This is a genomic window from Henriciella algicola (genome assembly GCF_003576245.1).
GTDB lineage: Bacteria > Pseudomonadota > Alphaproteobacteria > Caulobacterales > Hyphomonadaceae > Henriciella > Henriciella algicola.
In genome coordinates, this window is record NZ_QWGA01000007.1 from 1 (window position 1) to 17,136 (window position 17,136).

15 protein-coding genes are annotated in these 17,136 nt (G+C 58.8%); 8 read left to right on the plus strand and 7 right to left on the minus strand.

The features are described from left to right. The 3 genes from D1222_RS09655 to D1222_RS09665 all read left to right on the plus strand — a co-directional run. The coding region (locus D1222_RS09655) for a ribonuclease E/G (protein ID WP_119454063.1) at window positions 1-929 on the plus strand (929 nt) is incomplete at its 5' end. After that, a complete protein-coding gene (locus D1222_RS09660) occupies window positions 926-1,111 on the plus strand; it encodes a DNA gyrase inhibitor YacG (RefSeq protein ID WP_119454064.1) in 186 nt (61 codons plus the stop codon). The genes D1222_RS09655 and D1222_RS09660, both read left to right, overlap by 4 nt. A 57-nt stretch (window positions 1,112-1,168) precedes the next feature. Further along, entirely contained in the window at window positions 1,169-1,567 is a 399-nt protein-coding gene (locus D1222_RS09665; RefSeq protein WP_119454065.1) for a hypothetical protein, read from the plus strand. Window positions 1,568-1,574: 7 nt separating this feature from the next. Here the strand turns inward: D1222_RS09665 and D1222_RS09670 are convergent, their stop codons facing one another. Then, window positions 1,575-3,251 carry a diguanylate cyclase domain-containing protein gene (locus tag D1222_RS09670; RefSeq protein ID WP_119454066.1) on the minus strand — a complete coding sequence of 559 codons (1,677 nt, stop codon included), beginning with the start codon at window positions 3,249-3,251 and terminating at the stop codon, window positions 1,575-1,577. A 191-nt stretch (window positions 3,252-3,442) separates the two neighbouring features. Between D1222_RS09670 and D1222_RS09675 the strand changes: the two genes are divergently transcribed. From D1222_RS09675 to D1222_RS09685, 3 genes are read left to right on the plus strand one after another with little or no spacing between them, the layout of a single operon-like run. Then, a complete protein-coding gene (locus D1222_RS09675; RefSeq protein ID WP_119454067.1) occupies window positions 3,443-5,614 on the plus strand; it encodes a TonB-dependent receptor in 2,172 nt (723 codons plus the stop codon). 17 nt (window positions 5,615-5,631) lie between these two features. Beyond that, window positions 5,632-6,768, plus strand: a complete 1,137-nt coding sequence (locus D1222_RS09680) for a PepSY-associated TM helix domain-containing protein (protein WP_119454068.1) — start codon at window positions 5,632-5,634, stop codon at window positions 6,766-6,768. Next, window positions 6,765-6,962: a hypothetical protein gene (locus D1222_RS09685; RefSeq protein WP_119454069.1), complete on the plus strand. Its 198-nt coding sequence runs from the start codon at window positions 6,765-6,767 to the stop codon at window positions 6,960-6,962. The genes D1222_RS09680 and D1222_RS09685 overlap by 4 nt, the downstream gene beginning before the upstream one ends. Before the next feature lie 21 nt (window positions 6,963-6,983). Here D1222_RS09685 and D1222_RS09690 read toward each other — a convergent pair whose 3' ends face one another. The 4 genes from D1222_RS09690 to D1222_RS09705 all read right to left on the minus strand — a co-directional run bounded on the left by D1222_RS09690 (window position 6,984) and on the right by D1222_RS09705 (window position 12,674). Then, window positions 6,984-8,843 carry a putative bifunctional diguanylate cyclase/phosphodiesterase gene (locus tag D1222_RS09690; protein WP_119454070.1) on the minus strand — a complete coding sequence of 620 codons (1,860 nt, stop codon included), beginning with the start codon at window positions 8,841-8,843 and terminating at the stop codon, window positions 6,984-6,986. 93 nt (window positions 8,844-8,936) lie between these two features. Next, window positions 8,937-9,605, minus strand: coding sequence for a protein kinase family protein (locus D1222_RS09695; RefSeq protein ID WP_147371854.1), 669 nt, complete (start codon window positions 9,603-9,605; stop codon window positions 8,937-8,939). A 121-nt stretch (window positions 9,606-9,726) separates the two neighbouring features. Beyond that, window positions 9,727-11,814 carry a DEAD/DEAH box helicase gene (locus D1222_RS09700; RefSeq protein ID WP_119454072.1) on the minus strand — a complete coding sequence of 696 codons (2,088 nt, stop codon included), beginning with the start codon at window positions 11,812-11,814 and terminating at the stop codon, window positions 9,727-9,729. Then, on the minus strand, window positions 11,811-12,674 hold the full coding sequence (locus D1222_RS09705; RefSeq protein ID WP_119454073.1) for a HamA C-terminal domain-containing protein: 864 nt from the start codon (window positions 12,672-12,674) through the stop codon (window positions 11,811-11,813). Before D1222_RS09705 ends, D1222_RS09700 begins: the two co-directional genes overlap by 4 nt. A gap of 293 nt (window positions 12,675-12,967) precedes the next feature. On the opposite strand from D1222_RS09705, the gene D1222_RS09710 reads away from it, so the two are divergent. Beyond that, window positions 12,968-14,401 (plus strand): amidase, encoded by a 1,434-nt coding sequence (locus tag D1222_RS09710; RefSeq protein ID WP_119454074.1) that lies wholly within the window; start codon window positions 12,968-12,970, stop codon window positions 14,399-14,401. 148 nt (window positions 14,402-14,549) lie between these two features. Continuing rightward, window positions 14,550-15,008 carry a response regulator gene (locus D1222_RS09715; RefSeq protein ID WP_119454075.1) on the plus strand — a complete coding sequence of 153 codons (459 nt, stop codon included), beginning with the start codon at window positions 14,550-14,552 and terminating at the stop codon, window positions 15,006-15,008. On the opposite strand, the gene D1222_RS09720 is transcribed toward D1222_RS09715, so the two are convergent. After that, window positions 15,001-15,417 (minus strand): response regulator, encoded by a 417-nt coding sequence (locus D1222_RS09720; protein WP_182481942.1) that lies wholly within the window; start codon window positions 15,415-15,417, stop codon window positions 15,001-15,003. The genes D1222_RS09715 and D1222_RS09720 overlap by 8 nt on opposite strands. Further along, complete coding sequence (locus D1222_RS09725; RefSeq protein ID WP_119454077.1) at window positions 15,407-16,993, minus strand: sensor histidine kinase; 1,587 nt, start codon at window positions 16,991-16,993, stop codon at window positions 15,407-15,409. The genes D1222_RS09720 and D1222_RS09725 overlap by 11 nt, the downstream gene beginning before the upstream one ends. Window positions 16,994-17,136: the final 143 nt, after the last annotated feature.

Here is a 17,136-nt window from a genome sequence, read left to right on the forward strand (position 1 = left end):
GGCTCGGCGACGTGGTCGACGCCCGCCTCCGCCGCCGCGCACCAGAGCAGGGCGGGGCGTTCTTCGAAGCTACCTCTGGTGAAGAGATCTTCGTGCGCACGGGTGACACCGGCAAGCTGACCGAAGGAGCAAGCGCCCCAGTCGAGATCGTCATGGAAGCCCGCCGCGACAAGCTCGCTCGCGGCAAGCTCAGAAAGTCGCTACCCACCGATACCGTCCCCGCAATCGATCGCTGGCGCACCTCTATCTCTGAGACCGCAACCTTCGAGACCGCAGAAACTACATCTGACTATGACCAGATCGACAGCGCCTTCGATGAAGCGCTTGCCAGCTGGTGCCTGCTACCCGGCGGCGGCAATCTCGGGATAGAGCGCACCCGCGCCCTCACCGCCATCGACATAGACACCGCAGGGCGCATCTCAAAGGGCAGCGCCGGCGCCCGCGCCTTCAGCGTCAACCGCGAAGCCGTGCAGGAAGCCGCACGCCAGCTTTCGCTGCGCAACCTTGGCGGGCTTGTCGTCCTTGACTGCGTCGGCCCCATCACGGCATCGACAGCCGACAAGCTGCGCGCAGGGCTTCACGAAAGCTTCGCGGCCTGTTCCACCCGCCAGATCGATGTGCTGAAGCCATCGCCCTTCGGCCTCTTGCAGGCAAAGCTCGCCTGGACGCATGCTCCGCTGGAGGACCGGCTTCTCGACGCGCAGGGACAGCCAACACCAGAGACCGAACTCCTCGCCCTCTTCAGGGCCGCTGCCCGCGAAACGGCTGCCAATCGCACCGGCTTCTACAGGCTCACCCTGTCGGCCCGTGCGCTGCAGGCCTATATTGCGCGGCGAAAGCAATGCGACGACCTGCTGCGCGAGGCCTTTTCAGGCCGGGTGAAAATCGCCAGCGGCAAGGGCGAGAAATCCGTGGTGAGAAAAGAATGAGCAAATCGACCTGCCCGATCTGTGAAAGCCGGTCAGCCGATCCGAAATTCCGGCCCTTCTGTTCCAAACGATGCGCCGACGTGGACCTGTCGCGCTGGCTGAAGGGCGGCTATGCCATCCCCGGACGGCCGTCAGATCAGGCTGAGGAAACGCCGAGCTACAAGGAAGAGCGCGACGAGTAGCGGCCACTCCGTTTTGGTGGCAGTCTGACGCCTGCCTCAAACAGAAAGCCCCTCGCCATGCGCCCATATCTCCTTTCCGCCAGCTTCCTCCTGCTTGCTGCCTGCGCTGTGCCCGGCGAGACATCGCCAGATGACGCCAATCCCGCCACCCCCTATGAGCGCATCACGTTCGCAGGCGAATTCGCCACCCCGGCAGAACGCGCGCGCTGCGAAGCGGCTGGAGGCACGGTCCAACGGGCCGGCATGCGCGGCTGGGAGAATTGCATCCAAACCTTCGCAGATGGCGGTAAGACCTGCTCTGACAGCTCCGACTGTATGGGCCAGTGCCGCAACACCGGCGAGTTTGCAGAAGCAGGCGAGCCCGCGACCGGCCAATGCACCATGAATGACAATGTCTTCGGTTGCTATCAGACAATCGAGAATGGCACGGCTGGCGGCGCGCTCTGCGTCGACTGATTGACGATCAGCTAGGCCGGGTCCGCATGGCGCCTGGCATCTCGTCATGGGTCAACTCGTCGGCGTGGGTCCACGTCTCTATCAGGATGTCGGCCGTATGCGGTTGCTTGGCCATATAGGCGAGCTTGTCGGCCGCCCCCATCAGGCTTGAGAAGCTGACCCCATCCGGTATCGGCCCCATGATCGCGCCGATATTCGCCGCGACCTGACAGCTGGCGCCTGAATAGCCGACCGGTTGGCTGACAAGCTCGCTGACCTTGGCCAGCAGGTTCTCAACCTCGGCCGGCGGGAAGCCTGCGCGTATCAGGATGATGAATTCATCCCCGCCGATACGGAAGAAGTGCGTCTGCTTGGGCAGCACCGCCGAAATGCGGCGGCTGACTTCACTGAGCACGTGGTCGCCCGCCGCGTGCCCGTGCGTGTCGTTCACGGATTTGAACTTCCGAAGGTCCATCAGGGCGAGTGCGCTCAGGTCCAGATTGCCGCTATCAAATCGCCGCGCGCAGTCCGTCATCGCCCGCCGATTTGGAAGGCCGGTCAGGCTGTCGGTCCGTGCCGCGCGGGCCTCGCCTCGATATTTGAGCGCAAGAACCGCATTGAACCGGAGCGCCGTCAGAAACAGCCCCAGCCCGACAAGGTGATGGTTGATCGGCAGATAGGGCGTGATGTTGATCAGCCGGCCATAGATCCAGACGGTAGCGAGGATTGTCGGACACCAGCCAATGAGCAGGCCAGCGGCCCGACCCTGACGCTGATAGGTCAGGACACCAAGCAGGCCGAGGATGATGAGCGGCGCAACGATGAACGCGAAAAGAAAGGCCAGCGACGCGCTCGCGGCGCCGAGGAATGGCGCAAGCAGCGTCGGCAGCGCCGCATATTGCAGGGCGCGGAACGCGCCATCGATCAGGGGCGGCGCGGCGGGTCTTATATTCGCCCGCAGGAAGATCACTGCCGTCCAGAGTAGAATGGCCTGAGATGTGAGAAGCAGGTGCCTTGTGTCCATTGCCGCGCCGCGAAACAGGCTTCCCATCAGCCCGCTGGAAATGAAGACATAGACTGCTGCGCTGACGGCAAAGCCAATAAAGGCGGCCGTGTCTGAGCGGTCCAGCACCCGGCCAAGTGCAGCTGTCTGGAAGGCGATTGCCAGAAACAATACGATCAGGGCGACGCTGATGACGCCAAAGACCGAGACTTCGCTAATAATGCGGGAGGGGCTCGCGATCTCGAATGGCAAGATCAGAAAGTCAGAATGCGCGATACGCACATAGTAGTCGGTGCTTGCGGCCTGGTCTGGCACCGGCAACGCCCAAACCGGATACTGCAAGGGCAGGGGCGCGATTTCCTTCACCGCTTCACGGCCATCCGGGGAGATCGACACCGCGTGCAGCGTCACATCTTTCAGGTAGGGGTATTTCAGCTGCAGCCATTGCGGTTTGTCGCAGACGCCTTGCCCCTCATGCGCAAATTTCAGCCAGAGGACGCCCGTTGAGCTGCGGCCTTCGAAAAGTCTGCCATCTGGGTCGCTGACGGCGGCGAAGGCGTTTGAGCGTGATGCAATGGTACGATCATCGACAGCCGGATCGGCATCCTGGTACACGCTGGCGCTGTAGTCACAACTTTGCGCGCTGGCCGCGGCAAAGCTCGCGGACAGGATCAGTGTGACAATGAAAATCACTGAGCGCATCAAGCCGTCCTTCGGCCGCGACCCTATCAATTCTACGTTGCGCCTGCGTTAAGGGACTGAGCAAATTGCTCAGGGTTCTCGGATCTATTTACGGAATACACCTGGCGGGTCTCAGCTGTGCAGGCCCCTTGAGTTGCGAATGAATTGCATTTACGTGCCGGACTGTTCTTATTTTCGAGGGGTCTTGGCGAATGCTGAAGAGACAGAAATCAATGCTCGTGGCCGGCGCGTCGGTGCTGGCCTTGGCACCAGTCGCAATGGCGCAGGATGAAGCTGGCGACGAAGCGCGGCTCGACACGGTGATCGTCACCGGTGAAGCCTCGCAGGTTGAGCTGCTGGAGGCATTTGAAGGTGGGCAGGTCGCACGCGGTGGCCGCGCCGGTCTTCTTGGCAATCTCGACTTCCTCGACGCTCCCTTCGCAGGGACCGCTTACACCTCGGATCTGGTAACGGCGCAGCAGGCTGACAGCGTCGGCGACGTGCTGCAGAACGACCCGGTCGTGCGCATCGCCAAGGGCTTTGGCAACTTCCAGGAAGTCTACGTCATCCGCGGCTTCCCGGTCTATTCAGACGACGTCACGCTAAACGGTGTGTACGGCATCCTGCCGCGCCAGTTCGTGGCGGCAGAACTGTTGGAGCGCGTTGAGGTCTTTCGCGGTGCAAATGCCTTCATCAATGGCGCGGCCCCGGGTGGCAGCGGCGTTGGCGGCACCATCAACCTCGTGCCAAAGCGTGCGCCAGACGAGGGCATCCGCCGTGTAACGGTCGGCTATGAGAATAATGGTCAGGCCTATGGCGCCGTTGATCTTGGCACGCGCTTCGGCCCGATGGGTGAGTGGGGCGTGCGCGTGAACGGCGTGCTGCGCGACGGCGAAACCTCCGTTGATGGTCAGGACCGCTCGCTGGGCGTCGCATCCATTGGCACGGACTATGATGGCGAACGCTTCCGCTTCTCTGCAGATTTTGGCTATCAGGATAACCGCATCGACGCGCCGCGCCCCCAGGTGACACCGCTTGGCGCTATCCCGAACGAGCCTGACGCAGACAGCAATTTCGCACAATCCTGGACGTATACGGACGAAGAACAGATCTTTGGCGTTGTTCGCGGTGAATACGACCTCACCGACAATGTCACGCTTTGGCTCGGCGGCGGCGCGCGAAACGGCGAAGAGGCCAACGTGCTCGCCAATCCGAGCGCAGCGGCGGACGGCTCCCTGACCGCCTATCGCTTTGATAATACGCGTGAGGATGATGTGGTCTCGTTCGATGGCGGCCTTCGCGCCGAATTCGAGACGGGCCCAATCGAACACCGCCTCGTTGTCTCGGCGTCGACCATTTCCTCGGAATCGAAGAATGCCTACGCCTTTTCGAACTTTGCGGGCTTCGCCACCGACCTTTATAACCCTGTCGATGTAACACCCCCGGCGGCAAATTTCTTCATTGGCGGCGACCTCAATGATCCGCTTGTCACGGAAGAAGTCGACAACCAGTCATTTGCAATTGCCGACACCTTGTCGCTCTTTGATGACCGGCTGCTCGCAACGATCGGCCTGCGCCAGCAGAAGATCGAAACGGCGACGTTCGACTACAATACCGGTGCCCGCCTCTCAGGCTATGAGGATGAGAAGGTGACGCCCGCACTTGGTCTTGTCTGGAAAGCCAGCCCTAACCTCTCTTTCTATGGCAACTATGCTGAGAGCCTTCAGCCCGGCCAGATTGCGCCAGCCACAAGTGGCGGGACGCCAATCCTGAATGCGGGCGAAGTGCTTGAGCCTTTCACTGGCGAGCAATTGGAGGTCGGCGCAAAATACGATGCTGGCAATTACGGCGCGACCGTCTCGGTCTTCCAGCTCAGCCGTCCGAACGCAATCGTCGCCAATCAGCGTTTCACCGCATCAGGTGAGCAGGAGAATTCCGGCGTTGAGTTCAGCATCTTTGGCGAACCTGTCGAGGGCCTGCGTGTCATCGGTGGGGCAACTTTCATCGATGCAGAACTCTCTCGCACCCAAGGCGGTGTGGACGAGGGCAATACGCCTATTGGTGTCCCGGAAATTCAGGCGAACCTGAATGCTGAATGGGACGTCGCCGCGTTGCCGGGCCTCACGCTTGATGGCCGTGTTGTCCATACGGGCGATCAGTATGTGAACACTGCAAATACGGTGGAGCTCGATGGCTGGACGCGTCTCGATATCGGTGCACGCTACACCACGGAATTTGCAGCCCGGCCTGTGACGCTCCGTGCACGGATCGAGAATGTGACCGATGAGGCCTATTGGGCATCTGCGGGCGGCTTTCCGGGGGCGAATTACCTTATCCTCGGCAATCCCCGCACGCTTATGCTGTCGGCTTCGGTGGACTTCTAGGCACCTGAGGACAGGGTATGGGAAAGCAGACGATCAAGGCATGGAGCTGGGTCCACAAGTGGACAAGCCTTCTGTGTACCCTGTTTCTGCTCATGCTCTGTCTGACCGGCCTGCCGCTCATCTTCCATGATGAGATTGACGGCGCTCTGAACCCGGACAGCTGGACGCCTGCCAATCCGGCGGCAGAGCACCTGACGCTCGATGAAATCCTCGATACGGCGCTCGAAAGCCGGCCGGGCGAAGTTCCGATCTTCATGAGCTTCGACATCGAGCGGCCCGTCGTGAACGTCACAAGTGGGCCAAGTGCTGATGCACCCGGTAGCGCCATGCACTTTGCCTCCTTTGATCTCACCAGCGGCAATCTCGTCCCCCCCGCCGACAATGGTGAAAGCGTGATGGAGTTCATCCTCCAGCTTCATACGGACATGTTTCTGGGCCTGCCGGGCATGCTTTTCCTGGGGTTTATGGGGATACTCTTTGCACTTTCCGTCGTATCCGGCGTGGTGCTGTACGCCCCCTTCATGCGCAAGCTCGAGTTCGGGACCGTCCGGCGCCAGCAGTCGAAACGGCTGAAATGGCTCGACTATCATAACCTGCTTGGCATCACCGCTGTGGCTTGGTTGCTCGTCGTGGGTTTGACCGGCGTCATCAACACATTGGAAGAGCCGATCATCGAGACGTGGAAATCGCAGGAACTGGCGGACCTCGTCGCATCAAATGAGGGTGTGGCCGCCTCGGCCTCGAGGGCCTCTCTAGATGCTGCCGTCAGCGCCGCCATCGAAGAAGCGCCGGACATGGAGCTCCAGTTCGTTGCTTTCCCGGGAAGCGGCTTTTCGACGAAGGCCCATTATGCCGTTTTCCTGCATGGCCGCACCCCGGTCAGCGAGCATGTCATTGCTCCCGTCCTCATCCATGCCGGAACCGGTGAGGTCGCCGGACTTCGTGAGATGCCCTGGTATGCAAAGGCGCTGTCGCTCTCGCGGCCCCTGCACTTTGGCGATTATGGTGGTCTTCTCCTGAAGCTAGTCTGGGCCGTCCTCGACCTGCTCACCATCTTCTTGCTCGTAACCGGCGTCTACCTCTGGCTCGCCCGCGGCAATCGCCGCATGCGGGTTGAGCGGCAGCTAGATAATGGCGAGGTCCTTGAGGCATGAGCGCCAGCAAGCCCCGCGTGAAACTGTCCGCAAAGCGTCTCGGCGCCATCTTCGCGGTGCCGGCGATTGCTTTTGCCGTCAGCCTGGCTGGACTGATTGCCGCGCTCCTCGTCGAAGGCCGGGCCGACCTATTCTTCGCTATTGCATCCGGATTTGGGCTGATCATTGCCGCAGCAGTGATTTTCCGGAAATAGCAGGAAGCGACTGGCTGGAGCTTAGGAAGCAAGCTTCACAGGTGCGGAGCCCGGGGTGACGAGCTGCGGGCGCCCGACCCAGAAGCCCTGGATCTGGTCAGCGCCGAATATCTTCATCTGGAGCGCCATCTCTTCAGAGCTGACGCCCTCGGCGCACGAAACCAGACCCAGCTCATGCGAAAGCCTCAACGCACCGCGCAGTATAGCCGTTTCCGTCGAGTCGCCGTTGCGGCTCGCCGCGTGCACGAGGCTATGGTCGATCTTGAGAATATCGAGGGGCAGGCGGCTCAGAAGAGAAAGAGAGGAATAGCCCGTCCCGAAGTCATCGAGCGCGATTTTCATACCCGCGCGCCGGGCCTCCTGAAGCGCTTCAGCGTTTGCTGAGAGGTTTCGAAGCGCCACATTCTCGGTGATCTCGAGAACGAGGTCGCCAGCAGCAAATCCATGCCGGTCGATGATACGGCGCAGCTTCGGAACAAAGTTATGGGTCTGCAACTGCCCAGGCGAAATGTTAATCGACACCGAGCGGCTAGTGTGCGGCCAAAGCTTCAGCGCTTGATCGAGTGTCGTCCAGAGAAGCTCATTCATCAGGCCGAGCTTTTCGGCGACGGGGATGAATTCGCCGGGTGCCGGCTGGCGCATTCCGGTTGAGGAAGTCCAGCGGGCCAGAAGTTCGTGGCAGACAATTTCTTTCGACCTGGCGTCCACAATCGGTTGCAAGGCCGGGCGGATATGACCGGCGGCGAGGGCCGGAGGAAATGAGATGGCGAGGCGTGAGGCGGAAATCGCTTCGGCATCAATGGCGGCGGTGTAGCGGCCAAAACCGCCGCCCGCCGCTTTGACCCGCCGCATTGCAGTATCGGCGCGGCCCAGGCAGGCCTGGATATCGCCTTCGGCCCCGCTCGTCGCGGCGTAGCCGAGGGAAACGCCGACATGAATGAGGCGGTCCTGCCAGCTCACGTCGTGGACGAGGGATGCGTAGATCGCGGCGATGGCCTTGTCGGTTTCTTCGGCTGAGAGGTCTGGATCAATGATCGCAGCGAATTCATCACCGCCGGGCCGGGCGGCAGAAATCACGGCTTCATGACTTTCCAGCCGGGCAGCGATTGCCTTCAGAACAGCGTCGCCAGCGGCGTGGCCGAATTGATCGTTGAGCGGTTTGAAGCTGTTGAGGTCGATAAAGGCGAGCGTCAATTCGGGATGCTTGCCAGCGCTGCTTTCCAGCATCTCAAGAAATGCGCGCCGATTGAGAAGGCCGGTCAGCGGATCAGTGGTCGCGAGCCGGTTTTTCTCAATGATTACAGCAACCAGCCGCTCATCAGTCTTCTGCCGGGAAATCTGGACCAGCGCCAGCAGCACGATGAGCAGCGCACAGAAACAGGCCATCGTGGCCGTCAGGATCTGCTGCTGGAGCAGTGTTTCCGCGCCGAAGGGGACAACCTCGACATAAAGCGGTGTCACCAGCCAGATCATGACGCCGTGCACCGGGGCGAGGGCGAGCTGGAGGCGGTAATCAAGGCCGATGGCGATGAAGACCGGAATGAAGATCGGATAGAGCAGCGTATCGACCGCGATATCGCCCATCCGGAACTCGGTATAGGTAAACGCCCAATAGGCGAGGAAGAGCAGGGTCAGCCCGGCATGCAGGACAAGGCGAACCCTGAAATCGCGGTGCGCCGAGAGCGCGATGGCCGCCAGAATGACGGTATAGATCCCCGCCTCGAGGAAGGATTCAGCGTTCACCCCGCCGGTAATGACCGACACGAAAAACGCTGCCCCGACGAGAACAAGCCCCACCAGACCGACGCGCAAGGCGATCCGGCGGAAGCGATCGTGCAGCTCCGCCAGGCCTAAGGGCCGCTCTATGGGTTTCCTCTCCATCCATCATCTATGGCATGAAGCGGTAAACTATGCGTAATCAGATAGAGAATTTCGACGGGGCGCTGGAGAGAACTCGTTAAGCACCCCCGGCCGTCACCCCGTATCATACCAGCCGACAAGCGCCCGCGCGACGCGTTCGGGCAGGGTGGCGGCGATGAGAGAGATCTCTTCACTGGCGCGCTTCAGATTGAGCGGCATGAGGCAGAGCGGGCGCGGGGCGCCGGCGGCGCGAAGGCGCGCAAGCGTAAAGGCCATGCGCCGGGCGGCACGTTCGGGGCGGCGGAGTACATCCATGATGGTGCAGTAGCGGTGTACCAGCGGTGTTTTTGAGCGGAAGGCAGCTTGTGGCCCCGAATGCTCGGCCGACAGGAGGGCAAACAGGTCAGACCCTGGTGGGGTGCGCTCTCTCAAAAGGGGGAGGAAGGGGAAGCCTCGCTTGCGGGGGTGTTTGGGGTGTGAGGGTGCAGGGGTAGGCTGAGAGGGTGCGGTTTGGTTGGCCGAGATCCCCGCCTTCGCGGGCCCTTCGACAGGCTCAGGGTGCGGCGCGCTCGCTTTCACGGACACCTCAATTGAGGCCGCCATCAGAATGAGAAGGCGGCGCAGTAGTGTCTCGATCAGGATGAGGCGGGCGCGCAGCTGCGCATAGAGCCGCCGGCCCAGCCCGCCCCCACCAGAGGAGAGGCCCGCCATGAAGTCGAGATCGGCCATCTCTTCGCGCAAAGCCCGAAGACCCGCCGCCACAAAGCTGGATGTGTCCTGCATGGCAGAGAGAATAGGGCGGGGCGCTATACGGTGGGAAAGTGTGGTTGATTTCGTACTAGAAATGAGTGGCTGAAACCGACGGTCACAAGCCTACAGTTGGCCTCTGTTCTTCTCAATCCAATTATAATGTCAGGCTGAGAATTTCTCTTTCCACTCTGGAGAGCGAAGGTTGCTGTTCCTCGACGATGCGTCGAATATCCGCTGCTGCTTCTTCATAATCGTCCACGTGAATCAGATCGATGAGTTTTCGAATTATGGGAGACGGCACGCCTATGTCTTCTAACGCTTTAGATCTCCCCGGAAGCCCCCACGATGTAAGATCGCCGAGGAACTTAGAATAATCTGCAGCAAGCGGATTACCAACAATAGCAGCCACCATCTCCTGCAGCATTTCTAGTGGCTGAATATACGAGTATTCGGCTCCCTTAAGAAAGTTGAATGCTAGATCGAGAGACTCATCAACGTCGTCACCATTGGCAACTTCAGAGAGAAAGTCTGCAATTGACGAACTCCGGATTAGTTTGTTCGCGAAAAATGCGAACTGCCGAGCTGATCGAATGCCGTGTTTGTCAAATGGGATGCGTCCCCAGATCGCTTCCATAGTTGGAAGGATGTTGCGGTATGTTCCGATGCCCGACCAAAGTAGATCGTCATTCCCAGAACTTAAAAGTTCATCGAGTTCAAAATAGCACTTTTCAATTTCCTGAACGCCGAAGCGGGCGTATGTGGTTAGAATATTTTCTGGAACGAAAGCGCGTTCAAGCACCTGAGCCCTTCGAATTCTGTTGTCACCGGAAAGTCGGTCAGGGCTGAGCTGAAGCAGTGCTTCATCCGACATCATGTCTTTAGACTGTAGGATCGGAATATCTAGACTATCATATACTTGTTCAGGCGCTTCGTTAAAAAGATATATGCGGCCAACGAAATGCTCGCCCATTCGGCCGGCCCGGCCTTTGATGTTATCAAAAGTAAATCTGTCCAACTTCCGTGTGCTGATATACTTATCGTATATAACTACAACTTCCGCGACCGTGTTCACGCCTTCAATCAGCGACGATGTGCACAAAAGTATTTTGATTTCACCGGCATTGAAAAGGCGAACCATTAGGTGTGCGATAGCGCGGGGGATACGCCCATGATGAATGCCTATCCCGGCCTCTAAGGCGTCAGCAACGTACCAGTTGGGATGATAACTGGATCTCATCCAATCAGCAATTCGTCGGAGAAGGTCGCTGGTTGATGTGACCCCTCGCGCAATTTGTTCGCGCGCGACAGTTCGCGCTGATTTCGGCGATCTGCAATAGACTAAGCAACTAGCGCTGCTTTCGTTGTTGAGCACCTGCGCTAGCTTATCAGGGTCTGTTCCTGGAGGGTCCAGCTTAATTATATCAGCAGCAACGGGTGAGTAATCGGTCCTAACAAATTCTATGTTTTGATGTATTTGCTCATTTATTGGATTCTTTTGAATAGACGGACCCAGTAGATATATTTGCGCTGCGCTGTCGATGTAATTCGTAAGTAACAAGTTCAAACTTTGGGCCCGCATGTCTCCACTGGTGAGATCGAGCTTGTAAAACTCATCAATTATGAAGAGGTCGACGTCAGGTACATAATGTCGTTCCAAAATACGTTCTTGTGTACCGACGATGATCGCTGGGCTTTCAGAAAGTTCTTGGAATGTTTGGGTGATGATTTGATAATCTGGAAAGCGCTTGCTTAGAGCGCGCCGACGCTCTTCTAGAAGCGCGATCGTTGGCACGGTAATTAGAACTCGCTTCGGCCTCTTCGAAGCTATCAAAGCATCAACAAGCAAGGTTTTTCCAAAACTTGTCGGTGCGGATAGGATGACGTTGTTACCGTCTAAGAGCTTTTGGAAAATTCGCCTCTGTTCGGCGTGGAAGACCATTTGTTCAAAGTTTGGGACCCGGTGTGCTTCAATCGCGAGCTGATCACGAAACAAGTCGGTCGCTTTAATGTACGGAAATAGGCCAGCTTCGCGAGCTAATGCGTCTATTACTGACCTTGAGCCAGGGAGCACTCGTTCGAAATCATCCGAACGGCGCAACAAGCGCACAACAATTTCTGCGTCTTCAGAGATGCTTCGTGTGCCGTCAAGCCAAGTCCGTGAGGCGCGATCGAGGATCTTGACTATCGCATCTGGTTTTGGGTCGGGGGCGGTAATCAATTGCAGCAAGCCCTGATCGATCATTCGTAGGCTCCCAGCTTTCGCTTGAATTCAGCTTCTAATTCACTTTTGGAGGCGAGCGGAACGTAAAAAGCGACAACACGGACGGTGTTGGCAATCGGCGACTGGGCGAGCCGTCGCACAACGTAATCGTACTCCTTTATGACGAGTCCTTGATACGTATTCTCACAACCAGAATAAGACTGAGCGGCAGCGGACTCTGAGGCAATGAGAACTGGTACGACAATTCGAGAGACGATTTCGTCTAGTTTGTTTCCGTCATTGAACAGCCACTGAAGTTTTTCATATCCGGGGGAACTCGGTTCGATCTTTGGGCCGACCAAGATTTTGGTTTCCTCCAAAAAACCGGCGTCGAGATGCGCTTTGAGACTCGTAAGCGCCGCGGATACACCGTCGCTTACATTTTGATAAAACTTTGCTTCTCCGAGCCAAAGTTCGACATCTTTTGTCCGCTCGTCATAAGTAACCAGCGTCGAGTCGAAGCCGGTCACCTGATCATTGGTTCGCATTTTATAGAACAATCGAGACACAAACGCCTGCGCTCGATACTGAGTGACGCCAATTATGTGGAGCAGGAGTTCGCCAATTTCGCCGCGCCGTTCGGCATTTGCGGACTTAAATACTGAATGGGCTGCGTTCTTGAGAAGTTTGAAATGGTTGTTGGTGCCAATAGCTTCAATCTCGGAAGGCCTGAGTGCGAAATGCGGAAGCCAATTTAAAAGATGTTCTGCCAGCTTTTTTGACCGCCAGCTATTAAGTTCAAAACCCGCGCACGCTATGAGGCCATCAACCCCTGATGCATCATTTTTCACTTGATGAACGATTTCCAGAAACTCATCAGGGAGGTTTGTTTGATCTACCATGCCATTACTTTCGCAATATGTTGCGAGCTATCGCTTACTATTTTCGGTTGCGCCAAAATTAATGTTCAACTTTCTCGTGATTCACAATAATTCGAAGTACTTTTGCCCACAACCACGATCGAGATACTAGAGGTAGAGTTTCGACGTGTATGTCAGGTCGCTGTTTCAGTGTCGACAGGCGTCGACTTGCGTCTTCCCCACCCCACACTTGCCGCCGCTGCCCACTTCCGCCAAGCTTCCTCCCATAACAGCGCCTGCCCATGAAGGTCGGCGCGTGATCAGGAGGAAAGCCAATGACCATCGAGAATTATGCGGAGCTTGATGCCACGGCGCTGGCGGGGTTGGTGCGCTCTGGTGAGGTGAGTGCGCTGGAGGTGCTGGAAGAGGCGATTGCCCGGGCCGAAGCGTATAATCCGAAGCTCAACGCGATCACCTACAAGGCCTATGACGAGGCGCGGGCGGCGGCGTCTGGCGGCGGGCTGGCGGACGGCCCTTTCCGAGGTGTGCCTTTCCTGATCAAGGATATTGCGAGCCCGGTGAAGGGCTGGCCGCAGACGAGCGGCTCGCGTTTTCTGGGGGATGATATTGCGCCCGAGGATGGCGCGCTGACGCGGCGCTTTCGCGAGGCGGGGCTGAACCTGTTCGGCAAGACCAATACGCCGGAGTTTGGCATCACCGGCACGACGGAGGGCGCGTTTCACGGGCCCTGCCGCAACCCGTGGAATACCGATCATATCACGGGCGGGTCGTCCGGCGGGGCGGCGGCGAGCGTGGCGGCGGGCGTGTTGCCCATGGCGCATGCGAGTGATGGGCTCGGCTCTATCCGCATTCCGGCGGCGTGCTGCGGCCTGTTTGGCATGAAGACGACGCGCGATCGCAACCCGAACTCTTCCTATGATGATGCGGCCGCGATTGGCATGACGGTGGAGCATGTCGTCTCTCGCAGTGTGCGAGATAGCGCGGCGCTGCTCGATGCGACGGGGTATCCGGAGCCGGGGGCGCCCTTTGCCTATCCGGCCAAGACGCGGCCCTATGCCGAGGAGGTTGGCGCGCCAGTCGGGCGGCTGCGGGTGGCGTTCCACTCCGAAACGCCGAGCGGGCGGCCTGTGCACCCGGAAATCCGCGCGGCGCTGGAGGAGACGGCCAAGCTGCTCGAGGCGCTTGGCCATGATGTGGAGGAGCGGGGGCTGGGCGTTGATTACCGTCGGCTCTACCTCGCGCAGCGGGCTGTTTCGGGGAGCAACTTTGCGGCGACGGTGGACGGGCTGATCGCGGCGAAGGGGCGCGAGCCTGAAGCCGATGAGATGGAGGCGCTGACCTGGCGCAACTATCGCGGCTCAAAAGGGCTGACGGGGGCGCAGGCGATGGCGGGCTGGGCGACGCTGCGCAGTATGAGCCGGGAGATCCTGTCGCTGCATGAGACGTATGACGTGATCCTGTCGCCTGTGCTGGCCGAGCCTGTGCCGAGGGTGGGCGAGATCGACCCGGTGAACATGGCGCCGCGCGATGTCGACAAGCGCCAGGCAGAGGTGTTCCCGTTCACGCCGCCGCAGAACTTTACCGGTCAGCCGGCCATGTCGGTGCCGATGGGCCTCGATGGCAATGGCCTGCCGGTGGGGATGATGTTTGCCGGGCGCTATGGCGATGAGGGCACGCTGTTCCGGCTGGCGAGCCAGCTGGAAGAGGCGCGGCCCTGGCAGGCGGTGCGGCCTCCGCTCTGGGGCTAGTGGGGGCGGTCTGGGGGTAGGCGCTCTGGGGCTCAATTTTCACGCTCCGGTTTATGTGCGCGGGGCCTGAGATAGAGAAATTAGATATATCATTGGACGAAGAGATACGAATCAGGGCCGCGTAAACCGATTATCCGGGGAGGTCTGCATGAGCGATTTCAGAAGCTTCGAGTCTGGCCTCGACGATAATCTCTTCACGCCGAATGCGCATCTGAAGGTCGCCGTCATTGAGGACGACCCGGTGGATGCGTTCCTGATGAAAATCCTGGTGAAGGAAATCGGCGGCTGGCTGGGCGTGGTGGAGTGCTTCAGCAGCGTCGATGAGATCCTGTCGGTCGATGCGCCGGAGTTTGACGTTATCGTGCTGGACCGGATGCTGGGTGATGGCAGCCTGTCGGAGGGGCGTATCAGGGAGCTGCGCGCGGCCTGTCCGCAGGCGGGGCTTGTGATGCATACGAGTGCGCTGACGCCGTCATTGCGGGCCTGCGCCATTCAGGAAGGCGCGTTTGCCGTCATGGAGAAGGGCTCGCTGGAGCCCGAAGAAGTGTGGCTGCTGCTGCAGTCGGCGGCGGTGCTGGGGCCGAAGCTGGCTAGACCGCTCAATTAAGGCGGGGCAGCTCTGCCGTCTTTGTCCAGAAGTCGATAATGGCGCGGCCAACCTCAATATAGTTCGCCTGTGAGGATGGCTTCACGATATAGGCGTTGGCGCCTTCCATATAGGCGCTGCGAATGTCCTGCTCATCCATCGAGGTGGAGTAGGCGACGACCGGGACGCAGCAATATTTCGGAGTGCCGCGAATGAGGTCGACCAGCTGGTGGCCATCGATGCCGGGCATCTTGATATCGGTCACGACGAGGTCTGGCACGCCTTCCCGGCTGAAGGAGTCGAGCGCTTCCACGCCGCCATCGGCAATCCGGATATTTATGGTATCGCTACACTTGCGCAGGGCAGAACTGATGAGGCGCTGATCGATCGGATCATCGTCAACCACAAGAACGTTCAGCTCACGAGCCATGTCCCAATACTCCTGAAACGGGAAACTCCAAGACGAATCTTGTGCCCGATTTGTAGGCGGAATCAATAGAAACGTCGCCGCCATGCGCAGTCATGATACGCGATACGATGGCGAGACCGAGGCCCGTGCCTTCGCCTGACTTGCCAGCTTCGAGGCGCGCAAACGGTTCAAAAATGCGTTTGTGCTGGCCCTCGGGAATGCCGATGCCGTTGTCGCTGAAGTAGATTTTCTGGCGCTGGTTCGGGACATCCAGTTCTGCGTCGACATGGATGGCCACGCTGTCGCCATCGCGGAAATTGCAGGCATTGCGAAGGAGGTTGGACAGGACATACTCGACCAGCCGTTCTGACCCCGTGATCTGCGGTATAGGCGCAACGCTGACGTTTGCATTGGCTTCGATGAGGAGGTCTTCGTGCGCGCGCTGGACCCTGTCCATCACGATATTGATGTCGACGGGGAGACGCTCGATCGTCCGGCTTTCCAGCTTTGAAAGCATGTGAAGATCGGAGACCATCTTCTCCATCTTGTTGAGGGTGACGGTGATATGTTCGAGCGCAAATGTCCCGTCATCGGAAAGCTCAACGCCCGCGCCACGGACTTCGCTGAGCAGCATGTCCATGAGGGCGCGCGTCTGGCGCAGGGGGCTGCGAAGGTCATGCGCGGCGATGGAGGCGAACTGGCTTGAGGCTTCGGACAGCTTTTCAAGCTTGGCTGCCTGTTCCTTGAGCTCGGTGATGTCTGCTGCGACGACGAGAAGTGTGCGGCTGCCATCCTCGAAACGCATCGGGATCTTGTCCGTTTTCACCCAGCCTGTCGGCCTGTCCTTGGGGGCGTAGGCCTCGACGATGCCGAGCTCTGGCACACCGCTATCTATGACCTTGAGATCATCCTTGTGATACTTCGCGGCCATGTCCGGAAAGAGGTCATAGGTATCGGCCCCTTTCAGGTCTTCGGCATTCATTCCGAGATTATCGGCCGCCAGTTTGTTGGCGCGGAGGATGATGTTCTTGTCATCCTTGTAGAAGACCTGGAGCGGCATCGCGTCGAAGATGAACTGTAGCTCTTCTTCGGAGGTCTGTTTGTCCTTCAGGGCCTGTTCGAGCTTTTGCCGGCTCTCACGCTCAGATGCCTCCAGAGAGATCTGGTCACTGACATCGCTATTGAGAACGAGCAGCCGCGACGGCAGACCGCCCGCATCGAGAATAATCATCCCACGGGTGCGGATATGCAGCCATTCGCCGTTCTCCATCCGGTAGCGGACGATCTGGTCAATGCCGACATCGGGGTCCTGGACAGCCTTTTCGACAGCTTCGTAGAAATTCTGGCGATCTTCGGAATGTACGCGGCTGTGCCAGTCCCGGGCTTCCTTTGAGCCAGCATCGATGCCCAGCATTTCCCAGAATTTCGGGCCGACAAACTGACGCGAGAAGTCCTTCAGGTCCCAATAGAAGACACCGTCAAAGCAATGCTGAAGGACGAGGTTTACGGCACGGGCATCGCTCGCAAGTAGCTGAAACAGCTCTGTTCGCAACTCCTCGGGGCCCGTGAATTGCGGCATCTGGGCGTCTCTCAACATTGCGGTCTCCCGAGAATATCCTATCGCACTAGCGAAATTCGCTTGATCCGCAAATGCTACGACTGCGAGTAGCCTGACTGGACTTGTTACCGGCTGGTGGGTTGCATGTATGCTTCCGCGCCTCAAAAGCTCGTGCTAATCTT